Genomic DNA, 24398 nt, shown 5'->3' on the forward strand with positions numbered 1-24398 from the left:
ATATTAAAATAAAATGTTACAGCCAAAAAGAACGAAGTTCAGAAAGATGCAGAAGGGCAGAATGAAAGGTTTAGCAACTCGTGGTGCTGAATTATCATTCGGATCTTTTGGGATCAAATCTTTAGAGTCGACCTGGATCACCAGTCGTCAGATAGAGGCAGCCCGTATCGCGGTAACTCGTTTCATGAAACGTGAAGGTCAGGTATGGATTAGAATATTCCCGGACAAACCGGTAACTAAGAAACCAGCTGAGGTACGTATGGGTAAAGGTAAAGGTGCCCCTGAATACTGGGTTGCCGTTGTTAGACCCGGACGTATTATTTTTGAAGCAGAAGGTGTTCCTTTAGAAATTGCTAAAGAAGCGATGCGTTTAGCAGCTCAAAAATTACCGATTCAAACAAAATTTGTAGTACGTAGAGATTACGTAGAAGCATAATTAGTGTAGGGTTGAATGTTGTAAGTAACTTGTTATTATAACCTCTGGACCCGCAAAATAAAAATTAATAAAATGAAGAACTCAGAAATTACAGGGCTTTCACAAGAAGAGCTAGTAGCCAGGATTGCAGAAGAGACCGAAAACTTAGTGAAGTTAAAGTTTGCGCATACAATTTCGGCTATAGAAAATCCAAGCCGCATCAATAAGGTAAGGAAGGATATTGCCCGATTAAATACTGAAGTGACTAAGCGTAAAGCTCAGTCTGCTACTGAAACTAAATAACTTTAGAGTCGAAATGGAAAGACAATTAAGAAAAACAAGAACCGGGTTGGTGGTAAGCAACAAGATGGATAAATCTGTTGTTGTAGCGGTAGAACGTAAAGTGAAACACCCGATCTATGGTAAGTTTGTTAAGAAAACTACCAAATTTATGGCTCATGACGAGAAAAACGATTGCGGTATTGGAGATACAGTACTGATCATGGAGACTCGTCCGCTGAGTAAAAACAAGAACTGGAGATTGGTGCAAATTTTAGAAAGGGCTAAATAAGATGGTACAACAGGAATCAAGATTAAACGTAGCCGATAATAGCGGCGCAAAAGAAGTATTGGTTATCCGTGTACTTGGTGGTACTGGAAAAAGATATGCTTCTATCGGTGACAAAATCGTTGTTACCGTTAAAAGCGCATTGCCTTCAGGAAACATTAAGAAAGGAACAGTTTCTAAAGCAGTAGTGGTAAGAACGAAAAAAGAGATCAGACGTAAGGATGGTTCTTACATTCGTTTTGACGACAATGCAGCAGTATTATTAAATGCACAAGATGAGCCGCGTGGTACACGTATTTTTGGCCCGGTAGCAAGAGAACTGCGTGAAAAACAATTCATGAAAATTGTATCATTAGCACCGGAGGTATTATAAAATGAAAAATAAAGTAACTACACCAAAAATTAAAATCCGTAAAGGAGATTTAGTAAAGGTTATAGCTGGCGATTCAAAGGGCCAACAAGGTACTGTGCTTTCAGTATTAATTTCTAAAAGCAGAATTCTTGTAGAAGGTGTTAACCTTGTATCAAAACATACAAAACCAAATGCTGCTACCCCTAATGGTGGTATCATTAAAAAAGAGGCTGCTCTTCATATTTCTAACGTAGCGCTGATTGATCCTAAAACAGGTGCAACTACGCGCGTTGGCAGAAAGCTTAATGCTGATGGGAAATTAGTTAGGGTATCTAAAAAATCAGGAGAGGAGATCAAATAATGGCTTACGTACCAAGATTAAAAAGTAAATATAAAGAGGAAATTGTAATTGCACTTAAAGACAAGTTCAATTACAAGAGCGTTATGCAGGTTCCTAAGTTAGAGAAAATCGCAATCAACCAGGGTGTTGGGCGTTTCTCTGTAACTGACAAAAAGATTATGGACAGCTCTATTTTAGAGATGACTACAATCGCAGGTCAGCAAGCAGTTGGAGCAAAATCTAAAAAAGATATCTCAAACTTTAAATTGCGTAAAGGTATGCCAGTAGGTGTACGTGTAACTTTACGTGACAACAACATGTATGAGTTTTTAGATCGTTTAATTTCCGTAGCTTTGCCACGTATCCGTGATTTCAAAGGTATCAACGATAAAGGTTTTGATGGAAAAGGAAATTACACTTTAGGTGTAACTGAGCAGATCATCTTCCCTGAGATCAACATCGACAAAATCAATAAGATTTTAGGTATGGATATTACTTTTGTAACCTCTGCTACCACTGATGTTGAGGCATTGGAATTGTTAAAACAATTTGGATTACCATTTAAAAATCAAAAAACAGAGCAATAATGGCAAAAGAAGGTGTAAAAGCTCGCGAAATTAAGCGCCAAAAATTGGTTGCTAAGTATGCTGAGAAACGTGCAGAATTAAAAGCTGCAGGTGATTACGAAGGATTAGATAAATTACCAAAAAACTCATCGGCTGTACGTTTGCACAACCGTTGTAAGTTAACTGGTCGTCCTCGTGGATATATGCGTACTTTCGGTATATCAAGGGTATTGTTCCGCGATATGGCTTTAGCAGGTAAAATTCCTGGAGTAAGAAAAGCAAGCTGGTAATACAGCTTACTTTTTTACCTTGGTTTCAAGACCTTGGTAATGAAATAAAAATTTAACCGATGGAAGGTCGTTCCGAATGGTTCGGAAAGGAAACCACTATCACAACTATACAAAAATGAATACAGATCCAATAGCAGATTATCTTACAAGAGTAAGAAATGCCATCAAGGCAAATCACAGAATTGTTGAGATTCCTGCGTCAAACCTGAAAAAAGAAATCACTAAAGTTCTTTTTGATAAAGGTTACATTGCCAACTACAAATTCGAGGACAGTACTGTTCAGGGCACGATTAAAATAGCTTTAAAATATAATGCTATTACAAAAATATCAGCTATCCGTACGTTAACCCGTATTAGCAAGCCAGGTTTGAGGCAATATGCCGGTGTAGAGAATATGCCGAGAGTATTAAACGGTTTGGGTATCGCAATTTTGTCTACATCTAAAGGTGTAATGACAGATAAAGAAGCGGCCAGACTTAACATTGGTGGCGAAGTTTTGTGTCACGTTTATTAATTAAAGGAGGATAACAAAATGTCAAGAGTAGGAAAAGCCCCAATTAATGTACCTGCAGGCGTAACAATTACCGTATCTAAAGATAATGTAGTAACTGTTAAAGGCCCTAAGGGAGAATTAACTCAAGCAGTAGATTCAGATATCACTGTAAGTCAAGAAGAAGGTGTATTAACAGTACAACGCCCTTCAGAGCAAAAAAGACACAAAGCATTACATGGTTTATACCGTGCTTTGATTAACAATATGGTTGTAGGTGTAACTGAAGGTTACAAAATTTCTCAAGAACTAGTTGGTGTTGGTTACCGTGCTACAAACACAGGCAACACTTTAGACTTGGTTTTGGGTTATTCCCACCACTATGTTTTCCAATTGCCAGAAGAAATTAAAGTAACAACAACCTCAGAAAAAGGTCAGACTCCTAAAATCATTTTAGAAAGTATTGACAAACAACTGATCGGACAGGTAGCGGCGAAAATCCGTTCGTTACGTGCACCAGAGCCATATAAAGGTAAAGGTATCAAGTTTGTAGGCGAAGTGTTAAGAAGAAAAGCAGGTAAATCAGCTTCTAAAAAATAATCATCATGGCAGGGAAAAAATTATCTCGTAGAGATCGTATAAAAAAAGGAATCAGAAAAAGATTAACAGGTTCCGAAAGCCGTCCACGTTTATCGGTTTATAGAAGCAATAAAGGAATTTATGCTCAAATCATTAACGACGTAACCGGCAATACAATTGTATCAGCGTCATCTTTATCTAAAGACTTTTCTGGTACTGGCAGCAAATCTGATCAATCAGTAGCTGTAGGTAAATTAGTAGCTGAAAAAGCAATAGCAGCAGGTATTAAAGAAGTTGTTTTCGATAGAAACGGCTATTTATACCACGGTCGCGTTAAATCGCTGGCTGAAGGTGCTCGCGAAGCTGGTTTAGTATTTTAATCTGAAAATTAGATAAGAATGTCAACTATCAATATAAAAAGAGTTAAGACTAGCGAGATCGAATTAAAAGATCGTTTAGTTAGCATACAACGTGTAGCCAAAGTAACCAAAGGTGGTCGTACTTTCAGCTTCTCGGCAATCGTGGTTGTTGGAGATGAAAACGGTATCGTGGGTTACGGATTGGGTAAAGCGAAAGAGGTAACAGAGGCAATTGCAAAAGGTATCGATGATGCAAAGAAAAACTTAGTAAAAGTTCCTTTGTTAAACGGTACTGTTCCTCACGAGCAAATCGGTAAATTTTCTGGAGGTTTTGTATTGATCAAACCTGCAGCGGTTGGTACCGGTGTTATTGCTGGTGGTGCGATGCGTGCTGTATTAGAAAGCGCTGGTGTACACAACGTATTGGCGAAATCAAAAGGTTCATCAAATCCTCACAACGTGGTAAAAGCAACTGTTGATGCTTTAACTAAAATGCGTGATGCTTATACAGTAGCACAACAACGTGGTGTTGATTTAAATAAAGTTTTTAACGGATAATATTATGGCTAAGATCAAAATAACCCAGATAAAAAGCATTATCGATAGAAGCGAACGCCAGAAAAGAACGATGCAAGCTTTAGGTTTAACTAAAATGAACCAGAGTGTAGAAGTAGAAGCGAACGCTGCCATTATTGGAATGGTAAGAAAAGTGAATCACTTAGTAGCTATAGAGAGTATATAATTATTTAAAGGTTGTAAATGTGGTTAATATAATTACATTTGCAACCTTTATATATTGTTTAACCGTTGCCCTGATTAGTGAAAGCGAAGGGCAGCACAATAAGTTTCAAAAATGAACTTAAGTAATTTAAAACCTGCAGTAGGTTCCACTAAAAATAATAAACGAATTGGTCGTGGTACAGGATCTGGCCGTGGTGGAACTTCCACCCGTGGTCATAAAGGTGCTGGATCTCGTTCTGGCCACAAAACTAAAATTGGTTTTGAAGGTGGACAGATGCCATTACAACGTCGTGTACCAAAAGTAGGTTTCAAGCCAATTAACCGTGTAGAGTACGTAGGTGTAAACTTAGACGTATTACAAGGTTTGGCAGAGAAATTTAACTTGTCAAGCATAGATTTCGCTACCTTGCAACAACATGGTTTGGCATCTAAAAACGACTTGGTTAAAATTTTAGGTCGTGGTGAAGTTAAATCTAAGATAGAAGTTAAAGCACATGCTTTTTCTGCAACTGCACAAAAAGCTATTGAGGCTGTTGGTGGCTCAATCGAAAAATTGTAATTAATGAAGAAGCTGTTCACTACTTTAAGTAATATTTGGAAAATTCAGGAATTGAAAGAGCGTATAGTTTATACGCTCATGATTCTTTTGATTTACAGGTTTGTCTCTCACGTGGTTTTACCTGGAGTAGATGCAAATCTTTTAGGTGATAACACGAAGTCCGGCCTTTTGGGTTTATTGGATATGTTTGCAGGTGGATCTTTTTCACGTGTATCTATTCTGGCCTTAGGGGTAATGCCTTATATTTCTGCGTCAATTGTAGTTCAGCTCTTGGGAATTGCTGTCCCTTCTTTTCAAAAAATGCAAAAAGAAGGTGAAAGTGGTAGAAATAAACTTAATCAGATAACCCGTTACCTGACTGTAGCTATTACAGCAGTACAGGCTGTTGGTTATGTTAAAACCCAGGTTCCGGTAGAGGCGATCGTTATTGATCATACCTTGTTCTTTGTTTTAGCCACTTTTGTTTTAGCCGCAGGTACATTATTTGTGATGTGGCTGGGAGAAAAAATTACTGATAAAGGTATTGGTAACGGTATATCACTGATCATTATGGTTGGTATTATAGCACGTTTGCCAATTGCACTTTACCAGGAGATCACTTCGAGATTGGTTGGTGAAGGCGGTGGATTGATCGCTCTTGTATTGGAGATTGTTGCCTTATTTGCGGTAGTTATGTTTACCATCATGATTGTTCAGGGGGTACGTAAGGTGCCTGTTCAATATGCGAAACGAATTGTTGGAAACAGACAGTTTGGTGGAGTTAGACAGTACATTCCGTTAAAAGTGAATGCTGCAGGTGTTATGCCGATCATTTTTGCTCAGGCATTGATGTTTATTCCTGCAACGTTAACAGGTTTCTTCCCTTCATTACAAAACACTTGGTTGATACAGTTCAGTGATTATACTTCACTAGCTTATAGTTTAACCTTTGCATTTTTAATTATTGCATTTACATTCTTTTATACCGCTATTACGGTCAACCCGACTCAAATGTCGGATGACATGAAGAAAAACGGGGGGTTCATTCCAGGTATCAAACCAGGTTTAGCAACTTCCTCATTTATCGATGATGTGATTTCGAAGATCACCTTCCCAGGTGCTGTCTTTCTGGCTATCATTGCTATCTTGCCTTCATTAGCGGTTAAATTTGGAATTAAGTCCGAGTTTGCACATTTCTACGGTGGAACCTCTTTATTAATTCTGGTAGGTGTAGTTTTAGATACATTACAGCAAATCGAAAGTTATCTGTTGATGCGTCATTATGACGGATTGATGAAAACTGGTAGAGTAACTGGTCGTACAGGTATACCTGCTGCGAGCGGTAGTAATGCAGTGATTTAACATTACTGATGTCTAAGATCTATTATAAATCTCAGGAAGAGATAGAGCTGATTAGAATAAGTTCTCTCCTGGTATCAGAGACACTGGCGGAAGTAGCCAGAATCATTGCGCCGGGAGTGACTACAAAGCAGTTGAATGATCTTGCAGAAACTTTTATTCAGGATCATGGGGCAATCCCCGCGTTCCTGAATTATAACGGTTTTCCTTACTCTTTATGTATTTCACCAAATGAGCAGGTTGTTCATGGATTTCCAGGTGATTATGTGATTCAGGAAGGTGATTTGATTTCAGTTGATTGTGGTGTAATCAAGAACAATTTCTATGGCGACTCTGCTTATACTTTCTCCATAGGGGAAATTGATGCAGAGAAGCAAAAGCTTGTAGAAGTAACACAGGAATGCTTAAAGCTTGCTATTGAAAAGGCCGTTGTTGGATCGAGGATCGGAGATATCGGGCTTGCTGTGCAGGCTCATGCTGAGACTAATGGATTTGGAGTAGTACGTGAATTGGTAGGTCATGGTGTTGGTGTTAAATTACACGAAAAACCAGAAGTGCCAAATTATGGAAAGCGGGGAAGTGGTATGAAGTTGGAAGAGGGGATGGTAATTGCCATTGAACCGATGATCAATGCAGGAACAGCAGGTGTAAAATTTTGGTCAGATGGATGGACTGTGACCAGTAAGGATAACAGACCGTCGGCCCATTTTGAACACACTGTTGCAGTAAAAAAGGGTAATGCAGATGTTTTATCTACCTTTTCTCTTATTGAAGAAGTTTTAAAAGAAAAAAGATAAATAATTAAATTTTTTTATTTAATTTTGCAACCCTGTTTAATAGCAGCTAATTAAGTAAAAATCAATATTATATGGCTAAACAAGCCTCAATTGAACAAGACGGTGTAATAAGAGAAGCATTATCAAATGCGATGTTTCGGGTTGAACTTGAAAACGGACATGAGATAATCGCTCATATTTCTGGAAAAATGCGGATGCACTACATCAAAATTTTACCAGGGGACAAAGTCAAATTAGAGATGTCGCCTTACGATTTATCAAAAGGCAGGATTACTTATAGATATAAATAAAATGAAAGTTAGGTCATCAATTAAAAAACGCAGCGCTGATTGCAAAATTATTCGTCGTAAGGGTAAGCTTTATGTAATTAACAAAAAGAACCCTAAATTTAAGCAGCGTCAAGGTTAAGAAGTTATTGAAGTATGATTTAGATTGGATGTACAGGTTACTCAATCTGGCGTACCATCAAATAATCAAACATTAGTATAAAATATGGCAAGGATATCAGGTATTGATTTACCAAGAAACAAAAGAGGTGAAATTGGGCTAACTTATATCTTCGGAGTAGGTAAAGCAACTGCACAACGTATATTGACGGAAGCAGGTATCGATTTTAACAAGAAAGTACAGGATTGGTCTGATGATGAGTTATCAGCAATTCGTACCATCATCAACGACGGTGTAAAAGTAGAAGGTGCTTTACGTTCGGAAGTTCAGTTAAACATTAAACGTTTAATGGATATCGGATGTTACCGTGGTTTACGTCACAGAAAAGGTTTGCCGGTACGTGGTCAACGTACTAAAAACAATTCTCGTACACGTAAAGGCAAGAGAAAAACAGTTGCTAACAAGAAAAAAGCTACTAAATAAAATTAGTACTGAATAATAATTATGGCTAAGAGTAAAAAAGTTACCAAAAAGCGTATTGTTGTTATCGAGCCTGTTGGACAGGCACACATCAATGCTACTTTTAACAATATCATTGTTACCTTAACAAATAACAATGGTCAAACTATTTCATGGTCTTCAGCAGGTAAAATGGGATTCAAAGGTTCTAAAAAGAACACTCCATATGCTGCAGGACAAGCTGCATCTGATTGCGGTAAAGTAGCATTTGACTTAGGTCTGCGTAAAGTAGAAGTATTTGTTAAAGGTCCAGGTTCTGGTCGTGAATCTGCAATTAGAACATTGCAAATTTCAGGCATCGAAGTAACCTCGATCAAAGATATTACACCGCTTCCACACAATGGATGTCGTCCTCCTAAGAAGAGAAGAGTTTAATTTATTAATTTTTAAAGCTAAGAGTCTGCAGCGTAAGGCTGTATGATACTTTAAAACAAAAAGCAATGGCAAGATATACAGGACCAAAGTCCAAAATCGCCCGTAAGTTCAGAGAGCCAATTTTCGGCCCTGATAAAGTACTAGACAGAAAAAACTATCCTCCTGGACAGCACGGTGCTTCCAAAAGAAGAGGAAAACAATCTGAGTACGCAGTACAGTTAATGGAAAAGCAAAAAGTGAAATATACTTATGGTGTATTAGAGCGTCAGTTCCGTAACTTATTTACTAAAGCGTCTGCACGTGGAGGTATTACAGGTGATAACTTATTACAATTATTAGAAGCTCGTTTAGATAACACAGTTTACAGATTAGGGATTGCTACAACTCGTTCAGCTGCACGCCAGTTAGTTAGCCATAAACACGTAACAGTTAACGGTGAAGTAGTAAATATTCCATCTTATCAATTGAAAGCTGGTGATGTTATCGCAGTACGCGAAAAGTCTAAAACTTTAGAAGCTATTACAAATTCTGTAGCTGGTAGAGTAATCAATAAATTCAATTGGTTAGACTGGGATGCAAGAGAACTTACAGGTAAGTTCCTGGCTTATCCAAACCGCGACGAGATACCAGAAAATATCAAAGAAAACCTTATAGTAGAGTTATACTCTAAGTAATATATTTAGTTAATTGCCTACGGGCAATTAACTGTTTTACGTTACATAATTTTAATAACGATCTAAAAACATTATAAATGGCAATTTTAGCATTTCAGAAACCCGATAAAGTAATCATGCAGAAATCTACTGATTTCGATGGTACATTTGAGTTCCGTCCTTTAGAGCCCGGTTTCGGTGTAACAATTGGTAATGCCTTGAGAAGAATATTGCTTTCTTCTTTAGAAGGTTATGCCATTACAAGTATTCGTTTTTCAGGCGTATCTCATGAGTTCTCTACAATGAAAGGTGTTGTAGAAGACTTGACAGAAATCATTCTTAATTTGAAACAAGTACGTTTCAAAAAATCTGGTGATGCTGGCGATTCAGAGAAAGTATTTATTTTGGTAAATGGACAGGAGCAGTTTGTTGCTGGTGACATTACTAAATTCTCTAATAATTTCGAGGTTCTTAACCCTGATTTCGTTATCTGTAACATGGAGAAATCTGTTACTTTAGAAGTGGAATTGACCATTAATAAAGGACGTGGTTATGTACCTGCTGAAGAAAATAAAATCAATGATGCTGTTGTTGGCGTAATTGCGATCGATTCGATCTTTACCCCAATGAAAAATGTAAAATACACGATCGAAAATTATCGTGTTGAACAAAAAACAGATTATGAAAAATTAATATTGGATATCTCTACAGATGGGTCTATCCATCCTGAGGAGGCACTTAAAGAAGCTGCTAAAATCTTGATCCAGCACTTTATGTTGTTCTCTGATGAGAACCTGGTATTGGAATCTCAAGCTAAAGAAGAGACTAAAGAAGTTGACGAGGAAATTTTACATATGCGTAAGATCCTGAAAACTGAATTGGTTGATTTAGATTTATCGGTTCGTGCATTGAATTGCCTTAAAGCAGCTGATATCCGCACCCTTGCTGATCTGGTTTCTTATGATGTTGCTGATATGTTAAAATTCAGAAACTTCGGTAAAAAATCTTTAACAGAGATCCAGGAGCTTGTAAAATCTAAAAGTTTATCTTTCGGTATGAACTTATCGAAGTTTAAATTAGACGAAGAATAACAAGCAAATAAATAACATATTGTTAATGGTGTATAATTCCCTCAGATTAAGTTCACAGAGACGGTATACACTCAATAAATCAAAAAATGAGACACGGTAAGAAAAACAACCACTTAGGAAGAACAGATTCACATCGTAAAGCGATGTTGGCTAACATGGCTTCATCGTTAATTAAACACAAAAGGATTTCAACTACTTTAGCGAAAGCAAAAGCTTTGCGTATGTATGTTGAGCCAATCATTACAAAATCTAAAACGGATACCACACACTCACGTCGTATTGTATTTAGCTATTTGCAAGATAAAGAAACTGTTACTGAATTATTCCGCGATATCGCAGCTAAAGTTGCAAACCGTCCGGGTGGTTATACCAGAATCATTAAGTTAAACAATCGTTTAGGAGATAATGCTGAAATGGCATTGATCGAATTGGTTGATTACAATGAGGTTTATGGTAAAGAAGCTGAATCTGCTGAGAAGAAGACAACTCGTCGCGGTAGAAGTAAAGCTAAAAAATCTGATGCTTCTGAAGCAAAAGATGAAAAAACTGCTGATATTAAAGTTGAAGCGGCTGTTGAAGAAGCACCTGCAGTTGAAGAAACTCCAGAAGCTGAAGCACCTAAAGAAGATAAAGGCGAATAATTATTCCCTGATCATTATAAGAAAACCCCAACCATATCGGTTGGGGTTTTTGTTTTTAGATATCTAGGGTATATTGATCGTGTCCAGGCTTTGATTCAAATTCTTTGTAGCGATTCCATTTCTGGCCGTCATGCCTTAATAAAGTAAACTTGTCTACAGTGAAAGTTTCCCGGAAGCGTCGTTTGCTGTAGGCCTCCATAATCTGTCCATAAACTAAAGGTTCTACGTCCCTGTACGCGATGGTGATGTGTGGATTAAATGATCCGGCACTTTCTTTAAGAAAGCGGTTTAATTTCTCTTTAAGGATTTTATTTAAGGCCATTATGCCTGGATTCTTATTGGCATTTATAAATACAACTCGTGGTGGAAAGCCTCCATAATCCTGCAGTTGTTGCTCAAAAGGTTCAAAACGACTACTTTGTTCCAAACTGGAGACTAGCTTTATTTCTAACTCTTTTTCCAATTTAAATGGCGGTATTAATGTAATATGTACCGGCGGCTTTAGGGCGGTATATACCTTATAGTCTACTGAACACTGGTTCCTGATTTCCTCAATGTCATCAGTTATCTTTGGTGGAGGAAGAATGGCGACAAAAAATAGGTATTCCATAAAGCTAATTTACGAATCCCTGTCTAAAAGGGTATCTTTGCACTGTAATCAAATTTCATGTCTAATCAATTCAGTTTACAGCAATTTAAGGATCAGCTGTCGGAGAGTATTCTAAACAACGCATTTGTTAAAGTTTCTATGGGAAACTACCAGGGAAATGAAAAGGAGCTTAAAAATGTTTATGTGCGTAAAGTGAAGATAAAAAGAGTGGATATGCTCTCTTTCACTTACCGCTATAAGACGCGCGATATCATTAAAAATTTTCCTATAGTCGAAGGGGTTAACTTGATTGGCAATTTTGCGAGTAATGATTTTAAAATTTCGACTTTATTTACCTCGGAGAAAGAAGTCATTATTGAACAGGGGAAAAAGCAATTGATCACCTTGCGTGAGCGTCTAATTGGAAAAGCACTTCAACCCGACTTGTCGCACAACAAGGAAAAGAAACGTTTGATTCAGCCTGCCGGGAAACAATATCTTACTGAGCTTAAGCTGACCGATGCCGATGGAAATGTTTTCAAAAATGCGCAGGATAAGTACAAACAGATTAACCAGTACGTAGAAATTTTAAATAGCCTGATTAAAGAATTACCTGCAGGCAGCATTAAGAGTGTTGTTGATATGGGCTCTGGAAAAGGTTATCTCACGTTTGCGTTGTATGATTACCTCAATGTGGTAATGGGCGGACACGCGAGTGTTACTGGTGTGGAATATAGGGAAGATTTGGTTCTTTTGTGCAACGCCATTGCTGAACGTTCAGCTTTTAGACACTTGCGGTTTGTGGAAGGAACCATACAAGATTATAATGTTACTGACATTGATCTTTTGATTGCACTACATGCCTGTGATACTGCTACAGATGACGCTATTTTTAAAGGTATTAAAGCGAACTCTAAACTGATTGTAGTAGCTCCCTGCTGCCATAAGCAGATCAGAAGAGAAATGGAAAAAAATAAGGTAAAAAATGAAATTTCTGTACTGACGAAGCACGGAATATTTATGGAGCGTCAGGCTGAAATGGTTACTGACGGTATTCGTGCACTGATTCTGGAGTATTTTGGATATAAAACAAAAGTTTTTGAATTTATATCCGATGCACACACGCCTAAAAATGTATTGATTGTAGGTACAAAAACAATGATTACATCACAGCAGGAGCAGGCCAGGGAAGGGAGAAAGGCCGACATCAAGAAGAAAATCGCAGAGACAAAAGCTTACTTCGGAATTGGTTATCATCATTTGGAACGTCTTTTAGAACTCGATAACTAAGGTTAGGATTGATTTCTGTCATACTGTCACATTTTTGTAACAGCATTCGGACATAAAATTCTATAATTCATGGATATTTTCAATAAAATCTGCCAAAACTCAATTGGCACATTGGTTGTTAATCAGATAACAATAGTATAAATAAAAAGATTTCATAACATAAACAGAGATAAATAACATGTCAAAAATTATTGGTATAGACTTAGGAACAACAAACTCTTGCGTAGCCGTAATGGAAGGTAACGAACCTGTAGTTATAGCCAACAGTGAGGGTAAACGTACTACACCATCCATTGTTGCTTTTGCAGAAAATGGAGAGCGTAAGGTAGGCGAGCCGGCTAAACGTCAGGCGATCACAAACCCAACAAAAACAATTTATTCGATTAAACGCTTTATGGGCAGCAGCTACGCTGAAGTTGCTAAAGAAATAGGGCGTGTACCTTATAAAGTGGTAAAAGGTGATAATAATACACCACGTGTAGAAATTGACGACCGTAAATATACGCCACAAGAACTTTCTGCAATGATCTTGCAGAAGATGAAAAAAACAGCTGAAGACTTTTTAGGTCATGAAGTTACAGAGGCGGTTATTACTGTACCTGCATACTTTAACGACGCACAACGTCAAGCTACGAAAGAAGCTGGTGAAATTGCTGGTTTAACTGTAAAACGTATCATCAACGAGCCAACGGCTGCTGCTTTAGCTTACGGTTTAGATAAAGCACACAAAGACATGAAAATTGTTGTGTTTGACTGTGGTGGTGGTACTCATGACGTTTCTGTATTGGAATTGGGTGATGGTGTATTTGAAGTAAAATCAACAGACGGAGATACACACTTAGGTGGTGATGATTTTGATCACATCATTATTGAGTGGTTAGCAGGCGAATTTAAAAATGAGTATGGCATGGACTTACATCAAGATCCAATGGCATTACAACGTTTAAAAGAAGCTGCTGAGAAAGCTAAAATTGAGCTTTCCAGTACAACTTCTACTGAAATCAACTTGCCTTACATCACTGCGGATGCAACCGGTCCTAAACACTTGGTAAGAACGTTGAGCCGTGCTAAATTTGAGCAGTTGGCTGGTGATTTGATCAAACGTACAATTGATCCATGCAGATCTGCTTTGAAAAATGCTGGTTTGAAAACTAGTGACATTGATGAAATCATCCTTGTTGGTGGTTCTACCCGTATGCCTGCTATCCAGGAAGCAGTTAAAGCTTTCTTTGGGAAAGAACCTTCTAAAGGTGTAAACCCTGATGAGGTTGTAGCTATTGGTGCTGCAATCCAAGGTGGTGTCTTGACTGGAGAAGTTAAAGATGTATTGTTGTTAGATGTTACCCCACTTTCTTTAGGTATTGAAACTATGGGTGGTGTAATGACTAAACTGATCGAAGCAAATACAACAATTCCATCTAAAAAAGCAGAAACTTTCTCTACAGCAGCTGATAACCAGCCTTCAGTTGAGATCCATATTTTACAAGGCGAGCGTCCAATGGCTGCTCAGAACCGTACTATTGGCCGTTTCATTTTGGATGGTATCCCACCAGCTCCACGTGGAGTTCCGCAGGTAGAAGTTGCGTTTGATATTGATGCAAATGGTATCCTGCATGTATCAGCTAAAGATAAAGCAACAGGTAAAGAGCAAAAAATTCGTATTGAAGCCTCTTCTGGTCTGACTGATGAAGAGATCAAAAAGATGAAAGAAGAAGCTGAGCAGAATGCAGATGCGGATAGAGTAGCTAAGGAAGAAGCAGAAAAAATCAATAGTGCTGACGCTTTAATTTTCTCTACAGAGAAACAACTGAAAGAGTTCGGTGATAAAATCTCTGCTGATAAAAAAGCACCTATCGAAGAAGGTTTGACAAAATTGAAAGCAGCACATGCTTCGAGAAATTTTGCAGACATCGATGCTGCTCAGGAAGCTTTACAAACAGCTTGGAATGCTGCTTCTGAAGATATGTATAAAGCTGGTCAGGATGGTGCTCAACCAGAAGCTGGTGCTGATGCGCAGGCTAGTGGACAGGCACAAGATAGCGGTGATAACGTTACTGATGTTGATTTTGAAGAAGTAAAAGACGACAAGAAGTAATTGTTAATTGATATAAACAAGAAAGGCCCGATCAATTGATCGGGCCTTTCTTGTTTAATGTTTTTTATACACTTAATTCCAAAGATCTGCAGGATAAGTACCATCCTTAACGAGTTGGTCTATACATGCCTGAACAAAGGGCTTATCTTCTTTATAGGTAACACCAAACCATTGGTTATCGGTTGGAATTACTTTAAAGCTTGCTGTGTCAGTTTTAACCAGGTTTTCTCCGATTAAGGGAATAAAGAACTCTGCTTTAGGCTTTTCTTTGTTTTCTATAGCAAAGATTTTAAATAACTTTTCTGTCAGTCCGAATACGGCAGGAGTGAAGCCCCAGAAATTCATTGAAACTGGTGTCTCATATGCTAAAGGATATTCAGTGCCATTTTCTTCGTAAACGATTGCGTCATCTTTTTTATAAACCTGGGTGCGCTCTGTAATTTCTTCCAGGTAACCGGCATCATTGGTTTTGCAAACGCCACGTGACACCGATCCGAAATCAGAGAGCGTTTTACCAATTTGATAACCAATAATGGCGTAATTGCTATCATTAGCCTCATCATTTAAGAAATCAACCATTTTCTGGAATGCATCAAAGCCATAGTAATCATCGGCATTGATTACGCAGAAAGGTTCTTTAATAGCATGTCTTGCAGCTAAAATAGCATGGGCAGTACCCCAAGGCTTTTCGCGATAAATTTCTTCTTCGATACCAAACTGTTTAAGGTCAAAATTTTGGAATACATAGTCCGTTTCAATCTTGCCCTTTAATTTTGGTTCAAAAATGGCTTTAAAATCTTCCAGAAACTCTTCTTTTATAATGAATACTACTTTGCCAAATCCGGCTTTAATTGCATCATATATAGAGTAATCAATAATGGTTTCATTATTTGGGCCAAAGCCATCAATTTGTTTCATGCTGCCATAGCGACTTGCCATGCCAGCTGCGAGTATAAGTAAAGTAGGTTTCATTCAACGAAAATAGTAATAATGTTTATATTCAAAGTTTAATTTACACGTTTTAAATTGCTAAGTTATAGGTTTTTGGTTTATTCGGCATAGTTTTTTAGCTAAAACCCAAAGATACTTTTCCCACCGCTGCTTCTTGGTTTTTTTCCAGTTAGCATCCCGAATAGCCCTCTGACAATTTCTTTGCCAATCTGTCGGGTAATCGTGGCGCCCATGACCTGTTCCACGATGCTTTTTTCAGCTTTGTTTGGTACTTCCTGATCGATTTCCGGACTCTGTTGTGCATCTTTTAGTTTATCATCTATCCGTCTAGTTAATATTTCATATGCACTTTCCGGATCAACAGTATCTTTGTACTTTATAGTCATTTCACTTGAATTCACAAGCGAAGCATAATCTGCAACATTTAATGGTCCCATAATTGATCTTGGCGGACTCAGTAGCGTTGAGGCTAGTTCTGTCGGAATACCTTTTTCATTTAATACCGTAATGACGGCTTGTCCGGTGCCTAGTGAGGTTAATATTTTGTCTATGTTATAAAAATCAGATCGAGGATAGGTGTTCACAGTTTTCTTAAGTGCATCAGCATCATTTGGTGTAAATACACGTAAAGCATGTTGAATGCGGTTTCCTAGTTGCGACAAGATGCTTTCTGGTACATCTGTTGGCGATTGGGTGCAAAAGAAAATACCGATTCCTTTGGAACGGATCAACCGAATGATGGTTTCAATTTGTTCCAGAAATGCTTTCGATGAGTTTTTGAACAGTAGGTGAGCCTCATCAAAAAAGAAAACCAGTTTGGGTTTATCGAGGTCACCAACTTCGGGCATATTGTAAAAAATCTCCGCTAAAAGACTCAGGAGAAAGGTAGAATACAAAACTGGCTGGCTCTGTACGTCAGAAATGTTTAGCAGGCTAATGGTGCCTTTGCCATCAATTTTGTTAAAGAGATCTTCGGTATCAAATGACGTTTCTCCAAACATGGCGCCGAGTCCCTGCTGTTCTATAGTTACAATTTTTCTAAGGATGGTTCCTGAAGTAGCTGTTGAGATCTTACCATAATCGCTTTTAATTTCTTCAGCACCTGTTCCTTCGGATAAATAAGAAACTAACTTTTTAAGATCTTTCAGGTCAATGATCGGAAGTTTATTGTCGTCGGCATATTTGAAAATTACGGATAAGACACCTGTTTGTGTATTGTTTAGGTCAAGAACCTTTGCTAATAAGGTTGGACCGAATTCCAGGACGGTAGCACGCATTTGAGCACCCAGTTTACCAGAGAGAGAATAAAGTTCCACTGGGAATCCGGAAGGCGTAAAAGGTTTATTCAATTCTTTTACTCTTTCTGCTACTTTTGGATTGTTTTCTCCTCCCTGATGCAAACCTGAAAGGTCTCCCTTGACATCTAGCATAAAAACGGGAACTCCAGCATCAGATAATTGTTCCGCTAACAATTGCAAGGTTCTTGTTTTTCCAGTTCCAGTTGCCCCTGCAATTAAGCCGTGGCGATTCATCATATCTAAAGAGAGATTGATCTCCGCGGCGGCTAATACCTCTCCGTCAAGGATTCCTGCTCCCAGATAAATAGCGGAACCAGAGGGTTGATAAGATGCCTTAATCTTATTGATGAAGTTTATACATTGGTCGCTCATAAAGCAAATTTTGATGATTGTTTTATAAAAATAAGAAAAGCGCGCCTGATTTTGTCAAGCGCGCTTCAATTAACAGGTATTTCGCTACTATTTATTATATTTAAAATCGTGATCTTTCTTAATGTTTAAAAGAGCGTGGTAAATTAAGCTAATTACATTATCTACATCTTCTTTATGAATCATTTCTACCGTGGTATGCATGTAGCGTAAGGGTAGCGAAATTAATGCAGAAGGAACGCCACCATTTGAATAGGCAAATGCATCAGTATCTGTACCTGTTGAACGAGATGAAGCCTGACGTTGGAAAGGAATATTATTCTCTTCCGCCGTTTTAATCAGTAATTTGTTCAAATTGGTTTGCACAGCAGGGGCATAAGAAACTACAGGTCCTTTGCCACAAGCCAGGTCGCCCTGCGTGATCTTATTGATCATTGGCGTGGTGGTATCGTGGGTTACATCAGTAACAATAGCCACATGAGGTTTAATTCTGTCTGCGATCATTTCAGCCCCACGTAAACCAATCTCTTCCTGTACTGAGTTTACGATATACAATCCGAAAGGAAGTTTTTTGTTGTTTTCTTTCAGTAAACGCGCTACTTCGGCAATCATAAAGCCACCGGCACGATTGTCTAAAGCGCGACCAACATAATAACGGTCGTTTAGTACCATGAATTCATCTTCATAGGTGATTACACAACCAACGTGTATGCCAAGCTTTTCTACTTCCTCTTTAGTGGTGCATCCGCAATCTAAAAAGATATTTTTTAATGCTGGGGCTTCCTCTTTCTCTCCACCATGGCGGGTATGAATTGCCGGCCATCCAAAAACGGCTTTGACCAAGCCTTTGTCTGTATGTATATTTACGCGTTTAGAAGGAGCGATCTGATGATCTGAACCTCCATTCCGAATGACATAAATTAATCCATCAGCAGTGATGTAATTCACAAACCAGGAGATTTCATCAGCGTGAGCTTCAATCACAACTTTAAAATCTGCTTTTGGGTTAATTACACCTACCGCGGTTCCATAATTGTCTATAAAGCTCTCGTCGATGTAAGGTTTCAGATAATCCAACCATAATTTCTGACCAGGATACTCAAATCCGGTTGGAGAAGGATTATTGATATATGCTTCAAAAAATTCAAGTGATTTTTTATTGACAACAGAAACATGATTCTGTTTTTCGTCTTTCTTTTTTGCCATTATTCTGTTTTTGTGATGAACAAATATATAAATCAGGTGTTAACCTTCAAGTTTATTATCAAGTTGTAACTCCATCATGACAAAGTCAATGTCATTTTTAGTAAAGGATTCACCTTTGGCGGTAAAGCCAAATCTGGTATAAAATTCAATGGCAGATAACCTTGCGTTACACCATATTTTTTTTGCGGTTCTTTGTCTTGTATAATCAATAATATGGTTCAGCAGCAAAGTACCATAACCCTTTCCCTGTGCCTTTGGAATGGTGGCAAACTTTCTAAATTGGTAAATGCCATCTTCATCAAATAGGGACACAACTGCGGTCAGCTGATCCTCAGCATATAGGCCAAAATGTAAACCATTTGGATCGTCTTTAAGTTGTACCACTTCATACGCTGCGTCGGGATACATCGCATCCCGTCTGATACGCCAGGTTAATTCATATCTGATTTGCTCAATTTGTACAGCCATAAATTAAGAATATCATTTACAATGGTATGTTGCCATGCTTTTTTCGCGGCATGTTAACAACTTTATTTTCCAACATTTTAAATGCTTTAATGAGTTTGTTACGGGTTTCTGAAGGTTCTATTACCTCGTCAACAAAGCCCCGTTCTGCAGCCCGATAAGGGTTTGCAAAAGTTTCAGAATATAATTTTTCTTTCTCCAACCATTTTTCGTCTGGGTTTACCGCAGTAGCAATTTCTTTTTTAAAGATAATTTCTGCAGCACCTTTTGCACCCATCACTGCAATTTCAGCACTTGGCCAGGCGTAATTCATATCGGCACCTATGTGCTTGGAGTTCATGACATCGTAAGCGCCCCCATAAGCTTTTCTGGTAATTACTGTAATCCTTGGTACGGTTGCCTCACTAAAAGCATATAACAATTTGGCGCCATTGGTAATGATTCCATTCCATTCCTGGTCTGTACCCGGTAAAAAACCAGGGACATCTTCAAAAACAAGCAGTGGTATGTTAAAGCAATCACAAAAGCGCACAAATCTGGCTGCTTTGGTAGAGGCGTGGTTATCAAGAACCCCGGCAAGGTATGCCGGTTGATTGGCTACAACTCCAATGCTTCTACCTGCCAGACGTGCAAAGCCAATAACGATGTTTTCTGCATAAGCTGCATGCACCTCTAAAAAGCTATCTGCATCTGTGGTCTCAGCAATGATGCTTCTAACGTCATAGGGCTGATTGGCATTTTGAGGCATGATATCATTTAACGCCGGACGCATTTCATTGCCAAAATCGTAAGGTAGAGATGAAGGTGTTTCTTCACAGTTCTGAGGCATATAGCTCAATAGTTTCTTCACATGATTGATGGCATCCAGTTCGTTGACACAGGCAAAATGTGTAACCCCGGATTTTGTAGCATGTGTTGATGCGCCCCCTAATTCTTCGGAGCTTACCTCTTCATGCGTTACCGTTTTAACTACATTAGGACCGGTTACAAACATATAAGAGGTGTTTTCAACCATCAGTATGAAGTCCGTGATGGCAGGGGAGTATACAGCACCTCCGGCGCAGGGACCCATGATGGCAGATAACTGTGGCACAACACCAGATGCCTGAACATTGCGATAAAATATGTCTGCATAGCCGCCTAAGGAAACTACCCCTTCCTGAATCCTTGCGCCACCACTATCATTCAGACCAATTACAGGCGCACCATTTTTCATAGCCATATCCATGATCTTGCATATTTTTTCAGCATGGGTTTCTGAGAGTGAGCCACCGAATACGGTGAAATCCTGAGAAAAGACATATACAAGTCTGCCGTTAATATTACCATATCCCGTTACAACGCCATCTCCAGGGTACTTTTCCCGCTCCATTCCGAAATCTGTGCTGCGATGGGTAACCAGCATTCCGATTTCTTCAAAAGAATTTTCGTCCAATAGGAAATGGATTCGTTCTCTTGCCGTAAGTTTTCCTTTCTTATGCTGACTTTCAATTCTTGCTGTACCACCGCCAACCTGTGCTTGTTTAATCTTATCCTGCAGTAAATCTATTTTATTCTTCATGTAACCTGCTTTTGTCAAATTTTATAAATATATAAATATTACGGCTACCAGCGGTATTGTAGTCTGGCTGTAAATACATCATCTTTTAAATCACCCAGGTATTCGGGTAACAAGGTCGCATCATTAACCACATGCTCGTTATAGAGTGTAAATTTTAAACGGGAATTTAACAGGTATGCCACTCCGTAGCCCAATGTGCTAAATTTGATGTCTCCTGCTGTGGTATTGCTGTTTGGTGCACCGATCTGTGCTTCTTTAAGGTGTACGTTTGGATCATAAACATCATATGCCAGTAAGGCTCTGAATTTTGTTTTAGCGATTTGTTGCGTAAACCAGAAATAATAGCCGGCAAAGGTTCGCATATATAAGTCTGTGGCCGGCTGTGTGGCGAAACTCTGACTGGCATTAGGCCCGGTAACACTGGATGAGTTTGCTATCCCGGGCTGCGTGCCACCTATAAACTCTGCTTTAAGTTGGCTCATGCCAAAAGTATTGTCATACTGGATTTGCACGTTACCTCCAAAATAATTTCGTTTCGCATTCCAGCCTATATTTTCCTTACTTGTATTCTTTACATAACCTGAATTGTCATTATCGGAATAATAGTTCTCAGTATCATTACGCACGGACCCTTTATAAAAGGAAGTGCCGAAGCCAATGTGAAGTTTTTTATTTGCCAGACTATCAAATTTGAAACTTATATTCCCGATGATGTCTTTTTTCGAATCATAATCTCTGGCTGTAAGACCGCTTCCATTTACAGCGGCAAGCTCCAAGGTTAAGAAATGAAATTTGCCATCAGGTCTGAAACCAATCATGGCACCTAAATCGCGTTCCCTGGGCATTAATGTTTGAAAGACCCTTGCTCTTTCTGGAAAATCCCTGTAGCCCGAGGAGTAAACAATAGAATACCCAAAAGGACGATTGAATAAACCCGCTGTAAACATTAATGACTTGGAATTTTGCTGATGCAGTTGAATGAAAGCATCCATCAACTGCAGGCCATTTTGCGTTGCATCAATTTGAAATACGATGCTGGAGAACTTATCGGCGCGATCAATTTTTAACCGCCCACGTCTGATCATGAACCGACTGTCTGAATTTTTTGAAAAATCACCACCAGAGAAGGAGTTTATGCCCGCTGATTGTGCTTTTTGAAATTGCGTCTGCAAATAACCTGTAATGGCAATTTCATGTGGATCATAAGATGAAGGTGAATTGTTGCTCTGTGCAAAACTAAATAGCGGACAAAGAAACGCCACGCCAAGCCATGATTTTTTCATAGTTAATGTAAAGATTTTGAGCTGCCAAAATTACATTTAATGCTTCTATTTCCTAGGGCTATGCTTTTTAATTATTTATATGCAATAGGCTATTCCAAACCCTCTATTTTAACTAATTTACATTTTTATTACATGATAATTTGCAAATAGGTATGTTTTGGAGTTATTTTTGAAAAGGTTAGAACAAATACACACATTTAATGTTTATAAGGAAATACCGTATATCGATAATCATTGCCTTTCTGGCCATCTTTTCTGCAAAGATGATGATATCTGGTGCGCCCTTATTTTTTAACCACATCGATAAAGAAATCATGAAAGCCGTAATTATGCAAATTGAAGTAGAGCATAGTTCGGATAATGATAGTGCGAAAGCAAAAGTTAAGATTTGCGATTTCAAAATTGATTTACATTACGATTATAGCTTTGCAGCTGTACTCAGTATCTACGGTATAAACAGTAGCTTTATAGAGCACTTTAAACGGTACGTGGATCCTTTCCACCCCTCTGTACCAACACCGCCTCCTAACCTAAGCTAGTTTTAGATGTATTTGACGACCAGTACGCTGGCACGTTTATGCATTTTTATAAATTAGTTTAAAAGAATTAAAACATAGTTTTTATGCAAAGAGGAGACTCAATCTTTTCAAGATTGGAAGTGAAGAAATATATATTGAAAAAAAATCTGAAGCGGGATTTACCGTCAAGCATTGTCGTATTTTTAGTGGCATTGCCACTTTGTTTAGGTATTGCATTGGCTTCAGGCGCGCCGCTATTTGCTGGTCTTGTTACCGGCGTAGTTGGTGGTATTGTGGTGGCTAGCTTTAGTGGCTCACAATTAAGTGTAAGTGGACCTGCGGCTGGTTTGACTGCGATTGTTCTGGGAGCGATCGGGCAGTTGGGTAGCTATCAGACCTTTTTGCTAGCTGTAGTGCTGGCAGGGGGGATGCAACTTATTCTTGGGTTTTTAAAAGGAGGGACAATTGGTAATTATTTTCCGTCAAGTGTTATTGAGGGAATGTTGGCTGCTATTGGTTTAACCCTTATTTTGAAACAATTGCCTCATGCCCTTGGTGTTGATTCTGACTTTTTTGGTGATGAGAGCTTTTTCCAGGCAGACCATAACAATACGTTTTCGGCCATTCAAAATGCATTGAGTCATTTTACCCTGGCTGCTATAGTGATCAGTGGATTATCTATACTGATCCTTATCTTTTGGCCTAAATTTAAAAAGCTAAGCGTTGTACCAGCGCCGTTGGTAGTCGTTGTTTTGGGGGTTGGATTAAGCATTGCTTTTCAATCTACAGGATTTGCTTTAAGTGCGAAACAAATGGTAGAAATACCGGTAGTCAATGGCTGGTCGGAATTTACAGGTCTTTTTACAGCACCTGACTTTTCTGAGATTCTGAATGGAAAAGTCTGGATCGTTGCTGTTACCATTGCTGTGGTGGCAAGTTTAGAAACATTGCTTAGTATAGAGGCTGTTGATAAAATTGACCCGATAAAAAGGGTATCGCCTACAAATAGAGAGCTAGTTGCACAGGGTGTTGGTAACATGGCTAGCGGTATGCTCGGTGGTTTACCGCTTACATCGGTAATTGTACGAAGCTCAGCAAATGTGAATGCGGGTGGCCGTACCAAAATGTCTGCTATTTTTCACGGTGTTTGGTTACTTTTATCCTTCCTACTTATCCCGGGTGTGATCAATATGATCCCTTTGGCATGTTTGGCAGCGATACTCCTGGTTACCGGTTATAAACTTACACGGGTTGCTTTATTTAAGCACATGTTTCATAAAGGATGGGACCAGTTTGTACCCTTTGTGATCACCATTATAGCAGTATTGCTTACTGACCTGTTGAAAGGTGTAGCTATTGGGATGTTGTTCTCCGTATTTTATTTATTACGTACCAATATGCGTAATCCGTATTTTTATAAAATTCAGGAAGAGGGAGATAAAAAGAACATCAGAATTAAATTAGCAGAAGAAGTTTCATTCTTAAACAAAGCTGCCATTCAGGTGGTGCTCAATAAAATCCCTAGAGAAACCAATGTCATTATTGACGGAACAAATTCGAGGTATATAGACCCGGATGTATTGGAAACGATTTTTAATTATAAGCACAATGCTTATACTAAGGGGATTATTGTAATTTTAGAAAATATAAAGACACAGTATACTGTGCCAAAATTGAATAATAAAGTCATAGAAGAAATTAATAATTAATTAT

Annotated in this window: 33 protein-coding genes; 26 read left to right on the top strand and 7 right to left on the bottom strand. The window is 38.5% G+C overall.

Annotation, left to right across the window (positions count from 1 at the left end):
• Positions 1-13 precede the first annotated feature (13 nt).
• The 22 genes from rplP (at position 14) to rplQ (ending at position 11060) form a co-directional block, all read left to right on the top strand.
• On the top strand, positions 14-436 hold the full coding sequence (gene rplP, locus IM797_RS07820; protein ID WP_008244578.1) for a 50S ribosomal protein L16: 423 nt from the start codon (positions 14-16) through the stop codon (positions 434-436).
• Between the two features lie 72 nt (positions 437-508).
• Entirely contained in the window at positions 509-718 is a 210-nt protein-coding gene (gene rpmC / locus IM797_RS07825; RefSeq protein WP_194126545.1) for a 50S ribosomal protein L29, read from the top strand.
• 13 nt (positions 719-731) lie between these two features.
• Complete coding sequence (gene rpsQ, locus IM797_RS07830) at positions 732-986, top strand: 30S ribosomal protein S17 (RefSeq protein ID WP_133556531.1); 255 nt, start codon at positions 732-734, stop codon at positions 984-986.
• Position 987: 1 nt separating this feature from the next.
• Positions 988-1356, top strand: a complete 369-nt coding sequence (gene rplN / locus IM797_RS07835; protein WP_008244575.1) for a 50S ribosomal protein L14 — start codon at positions 988-990, stop codon at positions 1354-1356.
• A 1-nt stretch (position 1357) separates the two neighbouring features.
• Complete coding sequence (gene rplX / locus IM797_RS07840; RefSeq protein WP_012780784.1) at positions 1358-1696, top strand: 50S ribosomal protein L24; 339 nt, start codon at positions 1358-1360, stop codon at positions 1694-1696.
• Complete coding sequence (rplE, locus tag IM797_RS07845; protein WP_194126546.1) at positions 1696-2262, top strand: 50S ribosomal protein L5; 567 nt, start codon at positions 1696-1698, stop codon at positions 2260-2262. The genes rplX and rplE overlap by 1 nt, the downstream gene beginning before the upstream one ends.
• Positions 2262-2531 (top strand): 30S ribosomal protein S14, encoded by a 270-nt coding sequence (gene rpsN, locus IM797_RS07850; protein ID WP_012780786.1) that lies wholly within the window; start codon positions 2262-2264, stop codon positions 2529-2531. The genes rplE and rpsN overlap by 1 nt, the downstream gene beginning before the upstream one ends.
• Positions 2532-2646: 115 nt before the next feature.
• The gene (gene rpsH / locus IM797_RS07855) at positions 2647-3045 is read left to right on the top strand and encodes a 30S ribosomal protein S8 (RefSeq protein WP_194126547.1); all 399 of its coding nucleotides are present in this window, start codon (positions 2647-2649) and stop codon (positions 3043-3045) included.
• Between the two features lie 18 nt (positions 3046-3063).
• Positions 3064-3621: a 50S ribosomal protein L6 gene (rplF, locus tag IM797_RS07860; protein ID WP_090777437.1), complete on the top strand. Its 558-nt coding sequence runs from the start codon at positions 3064-3066 to the stop codon at positions 3619-3621.
• Between the two features lie 5 nt (positions 3622-3626).
• The gene (gene rplR, locus IM797_RS07865) at positions 3627-3980 is read left to right on the top strand and encodes a 50S ribosomal protein L18 (protein WP_194126548.1); all 354 of its coding nucleotides are present in this window, start codon (positions 3627-3629) and stop codon (positions 3978-3980) included.
• Positions 3981-3998: 18 nt separating this feature from the next.
• Positions 3999-4517 carry a 30S ribosomal protein S5 gene (gene rpsE / locus IM797_RS07870; protein WP_008244566.1) on the top strand — a complete coding sequence of 173 codons (519 nt, stop codon included), beginning with the start codon at positions 3999-4001 and terminating at the stop codon, positions 4515-4517.
• A 4-nt stretch (positions 4518-4521) separates the two neighbouring features.
• Positions 4522-4701 carry a 50S ribosomal protein L30 gene (rpmD, locus tag IM797_RS07875; protein WP_194126549.1) on the top strand — a complete coding sequence of 60 codons (180 nt, stop codon included), beginning with the start codon at positions 4522-4524 and terminating at the stop codon, positions 4699-4701.
• Between the two features lie 111 nt (positions 4702-4812).
• Positions 4813-5259, top strand: coding sequence for a 50S ribosomal protein L15 (gene rplO / locus IM797_RS07880; RefSeq protein ID WP_194126550.1), 447 nt, complete (start codon positions 4813-4815; stop codon positions 5257-5259).
• 3 nt (positions 5260-5262) lie between these two features.
• Positions 5263-6600 carry a preprotein translocase subunit SecY gene (gene secY, locus IM797_RS07885; protein WP_194126551.1) on the top strand — a complete coding sequence of 446 codons (1338 nt, stop codon included), beginning with the start codon at positions 5263-5265 and terminating at the stop codon, positions 6598-6600.
• A gap of 8 nt (positions 6601-6608) precedes the next feature.
• Positions 6609-7394, top strand: coding sequence for a type I methionyl aminopeptidase (map, locus tag IM797_RS07890; protein ID WP_194126552.1), 786 nt, complete (start codon positions 6609-6611; stop codon positions 7392-7394).
• Positions 7395-7465: 71 nt separating this feature from the next.
• Positions 7466-7684, top strand: coding sequence for a translation initiation factor IF-1 (infA, locus tag IM797_RS07895; protein WP_008244555.1), 219 nt, complete (start codon positions 7466-7468; stop codon positions 7682-7684).
• Position 7685: 1 nt separating this feature from the next.
• Complete coding sequence (gene ykgO / locus IM797_RS07900; protein WP_082434884.1) at positions 7686-7802, top strand: type B 50S ribosomal protein L36; 117 nt, start codon at positions 7686-7688, stop codon at positions 7800-7802.
• 84 nt (positions 7803-7886) lie between these two features.
• Positions 7887-8264 (top strand): 30S ribosomal protein S13, encoded by a 378-nt coding sequence (gene rpsM / locus IM797_RS07905; RefSeq protein WP_194126553.1) that lies wholly within the window; start codon positions 7887-7889, stop codon positions 8262-8264.
• Between the two features lie 21 nt (positions 8265-8285).
• Entirely contained in the window at positions 8286-8675 is a 390-nt protein-coding gene (gene rpsK / locus IM797_RS07910; protein WP_041878538.1) for a 30S ribosomal protein S11, read from the top strand.
• A gap of 65 nt (positions 8676-8740) precedes the next feature.
• Positions 8741-9349, top strand: a complete 609-nt coding sequence (gene rpsD / locus IM797_RS07915; protein ID WP_194126554.1) for a 30S ribosomal protein S4 — start codon at positions 8741-8743, stop codon at positions 9347-9349.
• 77 nt (positions 9350-9426) lie between these two features.
• Positions 9427-10419 carry a DNA-directed RNA polymerase subunit alpha gene (locus IM797_RS07920; protein ID WP_194126555.1) on the top strand — a complete coding sequence of 331 codons (993 nt, stop codon included), beginning with the start codon at positions 9427-9429 and terminating at the stop codon, positions 10417-10419.
• An 86-nt stretch (positions 10420-10505) separates the two neighbouring features.
• Complete coding sequence (rplQ, locus tag IM797_RS07925; protein ID WP_194126556.1) at positions 10506-11060, top strand: 50S ribosomal protein L17; 555 nt, start codon at positions 10506-10508, stop codon at positions 11058-11060.
• A 55-nt stretch (positions 11061-11115) separates the two neighbouring features.
• Here rplQ and IM797_RS07930 read toward each other — a convergent pair whose 3' ends face one another.
• Complete coding sequence (locus IM797_RS07930; protein ID WP_194126557.1) at positions 11116-11670, bottom strand: 2'-5' RNA ligase family protein; 555 nt, start codon at positions 11668-11670, stop codon at positions 11116-11118.
• Positions 11671-11727: 57 nt separating this feature from the next.
• Here IM797_RS07930 and IM797_RS07935 point away from each other — a divergent pair, with 57 nt between their 5' ends.
• Both IM797_RS07935 and dnaK read left to right on the top strand, forming a co-directional pair.
• Positions 11728-12939, top strand: a complete 1212-nt coding sequence (locus tag IM797_RS07935; protein WP_194126558.1) for an SAM-dependent methyltransferase — start codon at positions 11728-11730, stop codon at positions 12937-12939.
• Between the two features lie 178 nt (positions 12940-13117).
• Positions 13118-15034: a molecular chaperone DnaK gene (gene dnaK / locus IM797_RS07940; RefSeq protein ID WP_194126559.1), complete on the top strand. Its 1917-nt coding sequence runs from the start codon at positions 13118-13120 to the stop codon at positions 15032-15034.
• Between the two features lie 72 nt (positions 15035-15106).
• Here the strand turns inward: dnaK and IM797_RS07945 are convergent, their stop codons facing one another.
• The 6 genes from IM797_RS07945 to IM797_RS07970 all read right to left on the bottom strand — a co-directional run bounded on the left by IM797_RS07945 (position 15107) and on the right by IM797_RS07970 (position 22167).
• Positions 15107-16006 carry a sugar phosphate nucleotidyltransferase gene (locus tag IM797_RS07945; RefSeq protein WP_194126560.1) on the bottom strand — a complete coding sequence of 300 codons (900 nt, stop codon included), beginning with the start codon at positions 16004-16006 and terminating at the stop codon, positions 15107-15109.
• A gap of 98 nt (positions 16007-16104) precedes the next feature.
• A complete protein-coding gene (locus tag IM797_RS07950) occupies positions 16105-17655 on the bottom strand; it encodes a helicase HerA-like domain-containing protein (protein ID WP_194126561.1) in 1551 nt (516 codons plus the stop codon).
• A gap of 87 nt (positions 17656-17742) precedes the next feature.
• Entirely contained in the window at positions 17743-18858 is a 1116-nt protein-coding gene (locus IM797_RS07955) for a M42 family metallopeptidase (protein ID WP_194126562.1), read from the bottom strand.
• Positions 18859-18897: 39 nt separating this feature from the next.
• Positions 18898-19326, bottom strand: a complete 429-nt coding sequence (locus IM797_RS07960) for a GNAT family N-acetyltransferase (RefSeq protein ID WP_194126563.1) — start codon at positions 19324-19326, stop codon at positions 18898-18900.
• Positions 19327-19342: 16 nt separating this feature from the next.
• Positions 19343-20884 carry an acyl-CoA carboxylase subunit beta gene (locus IM797_RS07965; RefSeq protein WP_194126564.1) on the bottom strand — a complete coding sequence of 514 codons (1542 nt, stop codon included), beginning with the start codon at positions 20882-20884 and terminating at the stop codon, positions 19343-19345.
• A gap of 44 nt (positions 20885-20928) precedes the next feature.
• Positions 20929-22167: a porin gene (locus tag IM797_RS07970; RefSeq protein ID WP_194126565.1), complete on the bottom strand. Its 1239-nt coding sequence runs from the start codon at positions 22165-22167 to the stop codon at positions 20929-20931.
• 200 nt (positions 22168-22367) lie between these two features.
• Between IM797_RS07970 and IM797_RS07975 the strand changes: the two genes are divergently transcribed.
• Together IM797_RS07975 and IM797_RS07980 are read left to right on the top strand one after the other, a co-directional pair.
• Positions 22368-22706: a hypothetical protein gene (locus IM797_RS07975; RefSeq protein ID WP_194126566.1), complete on the top strand. Its 339-nt coding sequence runs from the start codon at positions 22368-22370 to the stop codon at positions 22704-22706.
• Positions 22707-22789: 83 nt separating this feature from the next.
• On the top strand, positions 22790-24394 hold the full coding sequence (locus tag IM797_RS07980) for a SulP family inorganic anion transporter (RefSeq protein ID WP_194126567.1): 1605 nt from the start codon (positions 22790-22792) through the stop codon (positions 24392-24394).
• Positions 24395-24398 lie beyond the last annotated feature (4 nt).

It is taken from the genome of Pedobacter sp. MC2016-24, from assembly GCF_015223055.1.
In the GTDB taxonomy this organism is placed as follows: domain Bacteria; phylum Bacteroidota; class Bacteroidia; order Sphingobacteriales; family Sphingobacteriaceae; genus Pedobacter.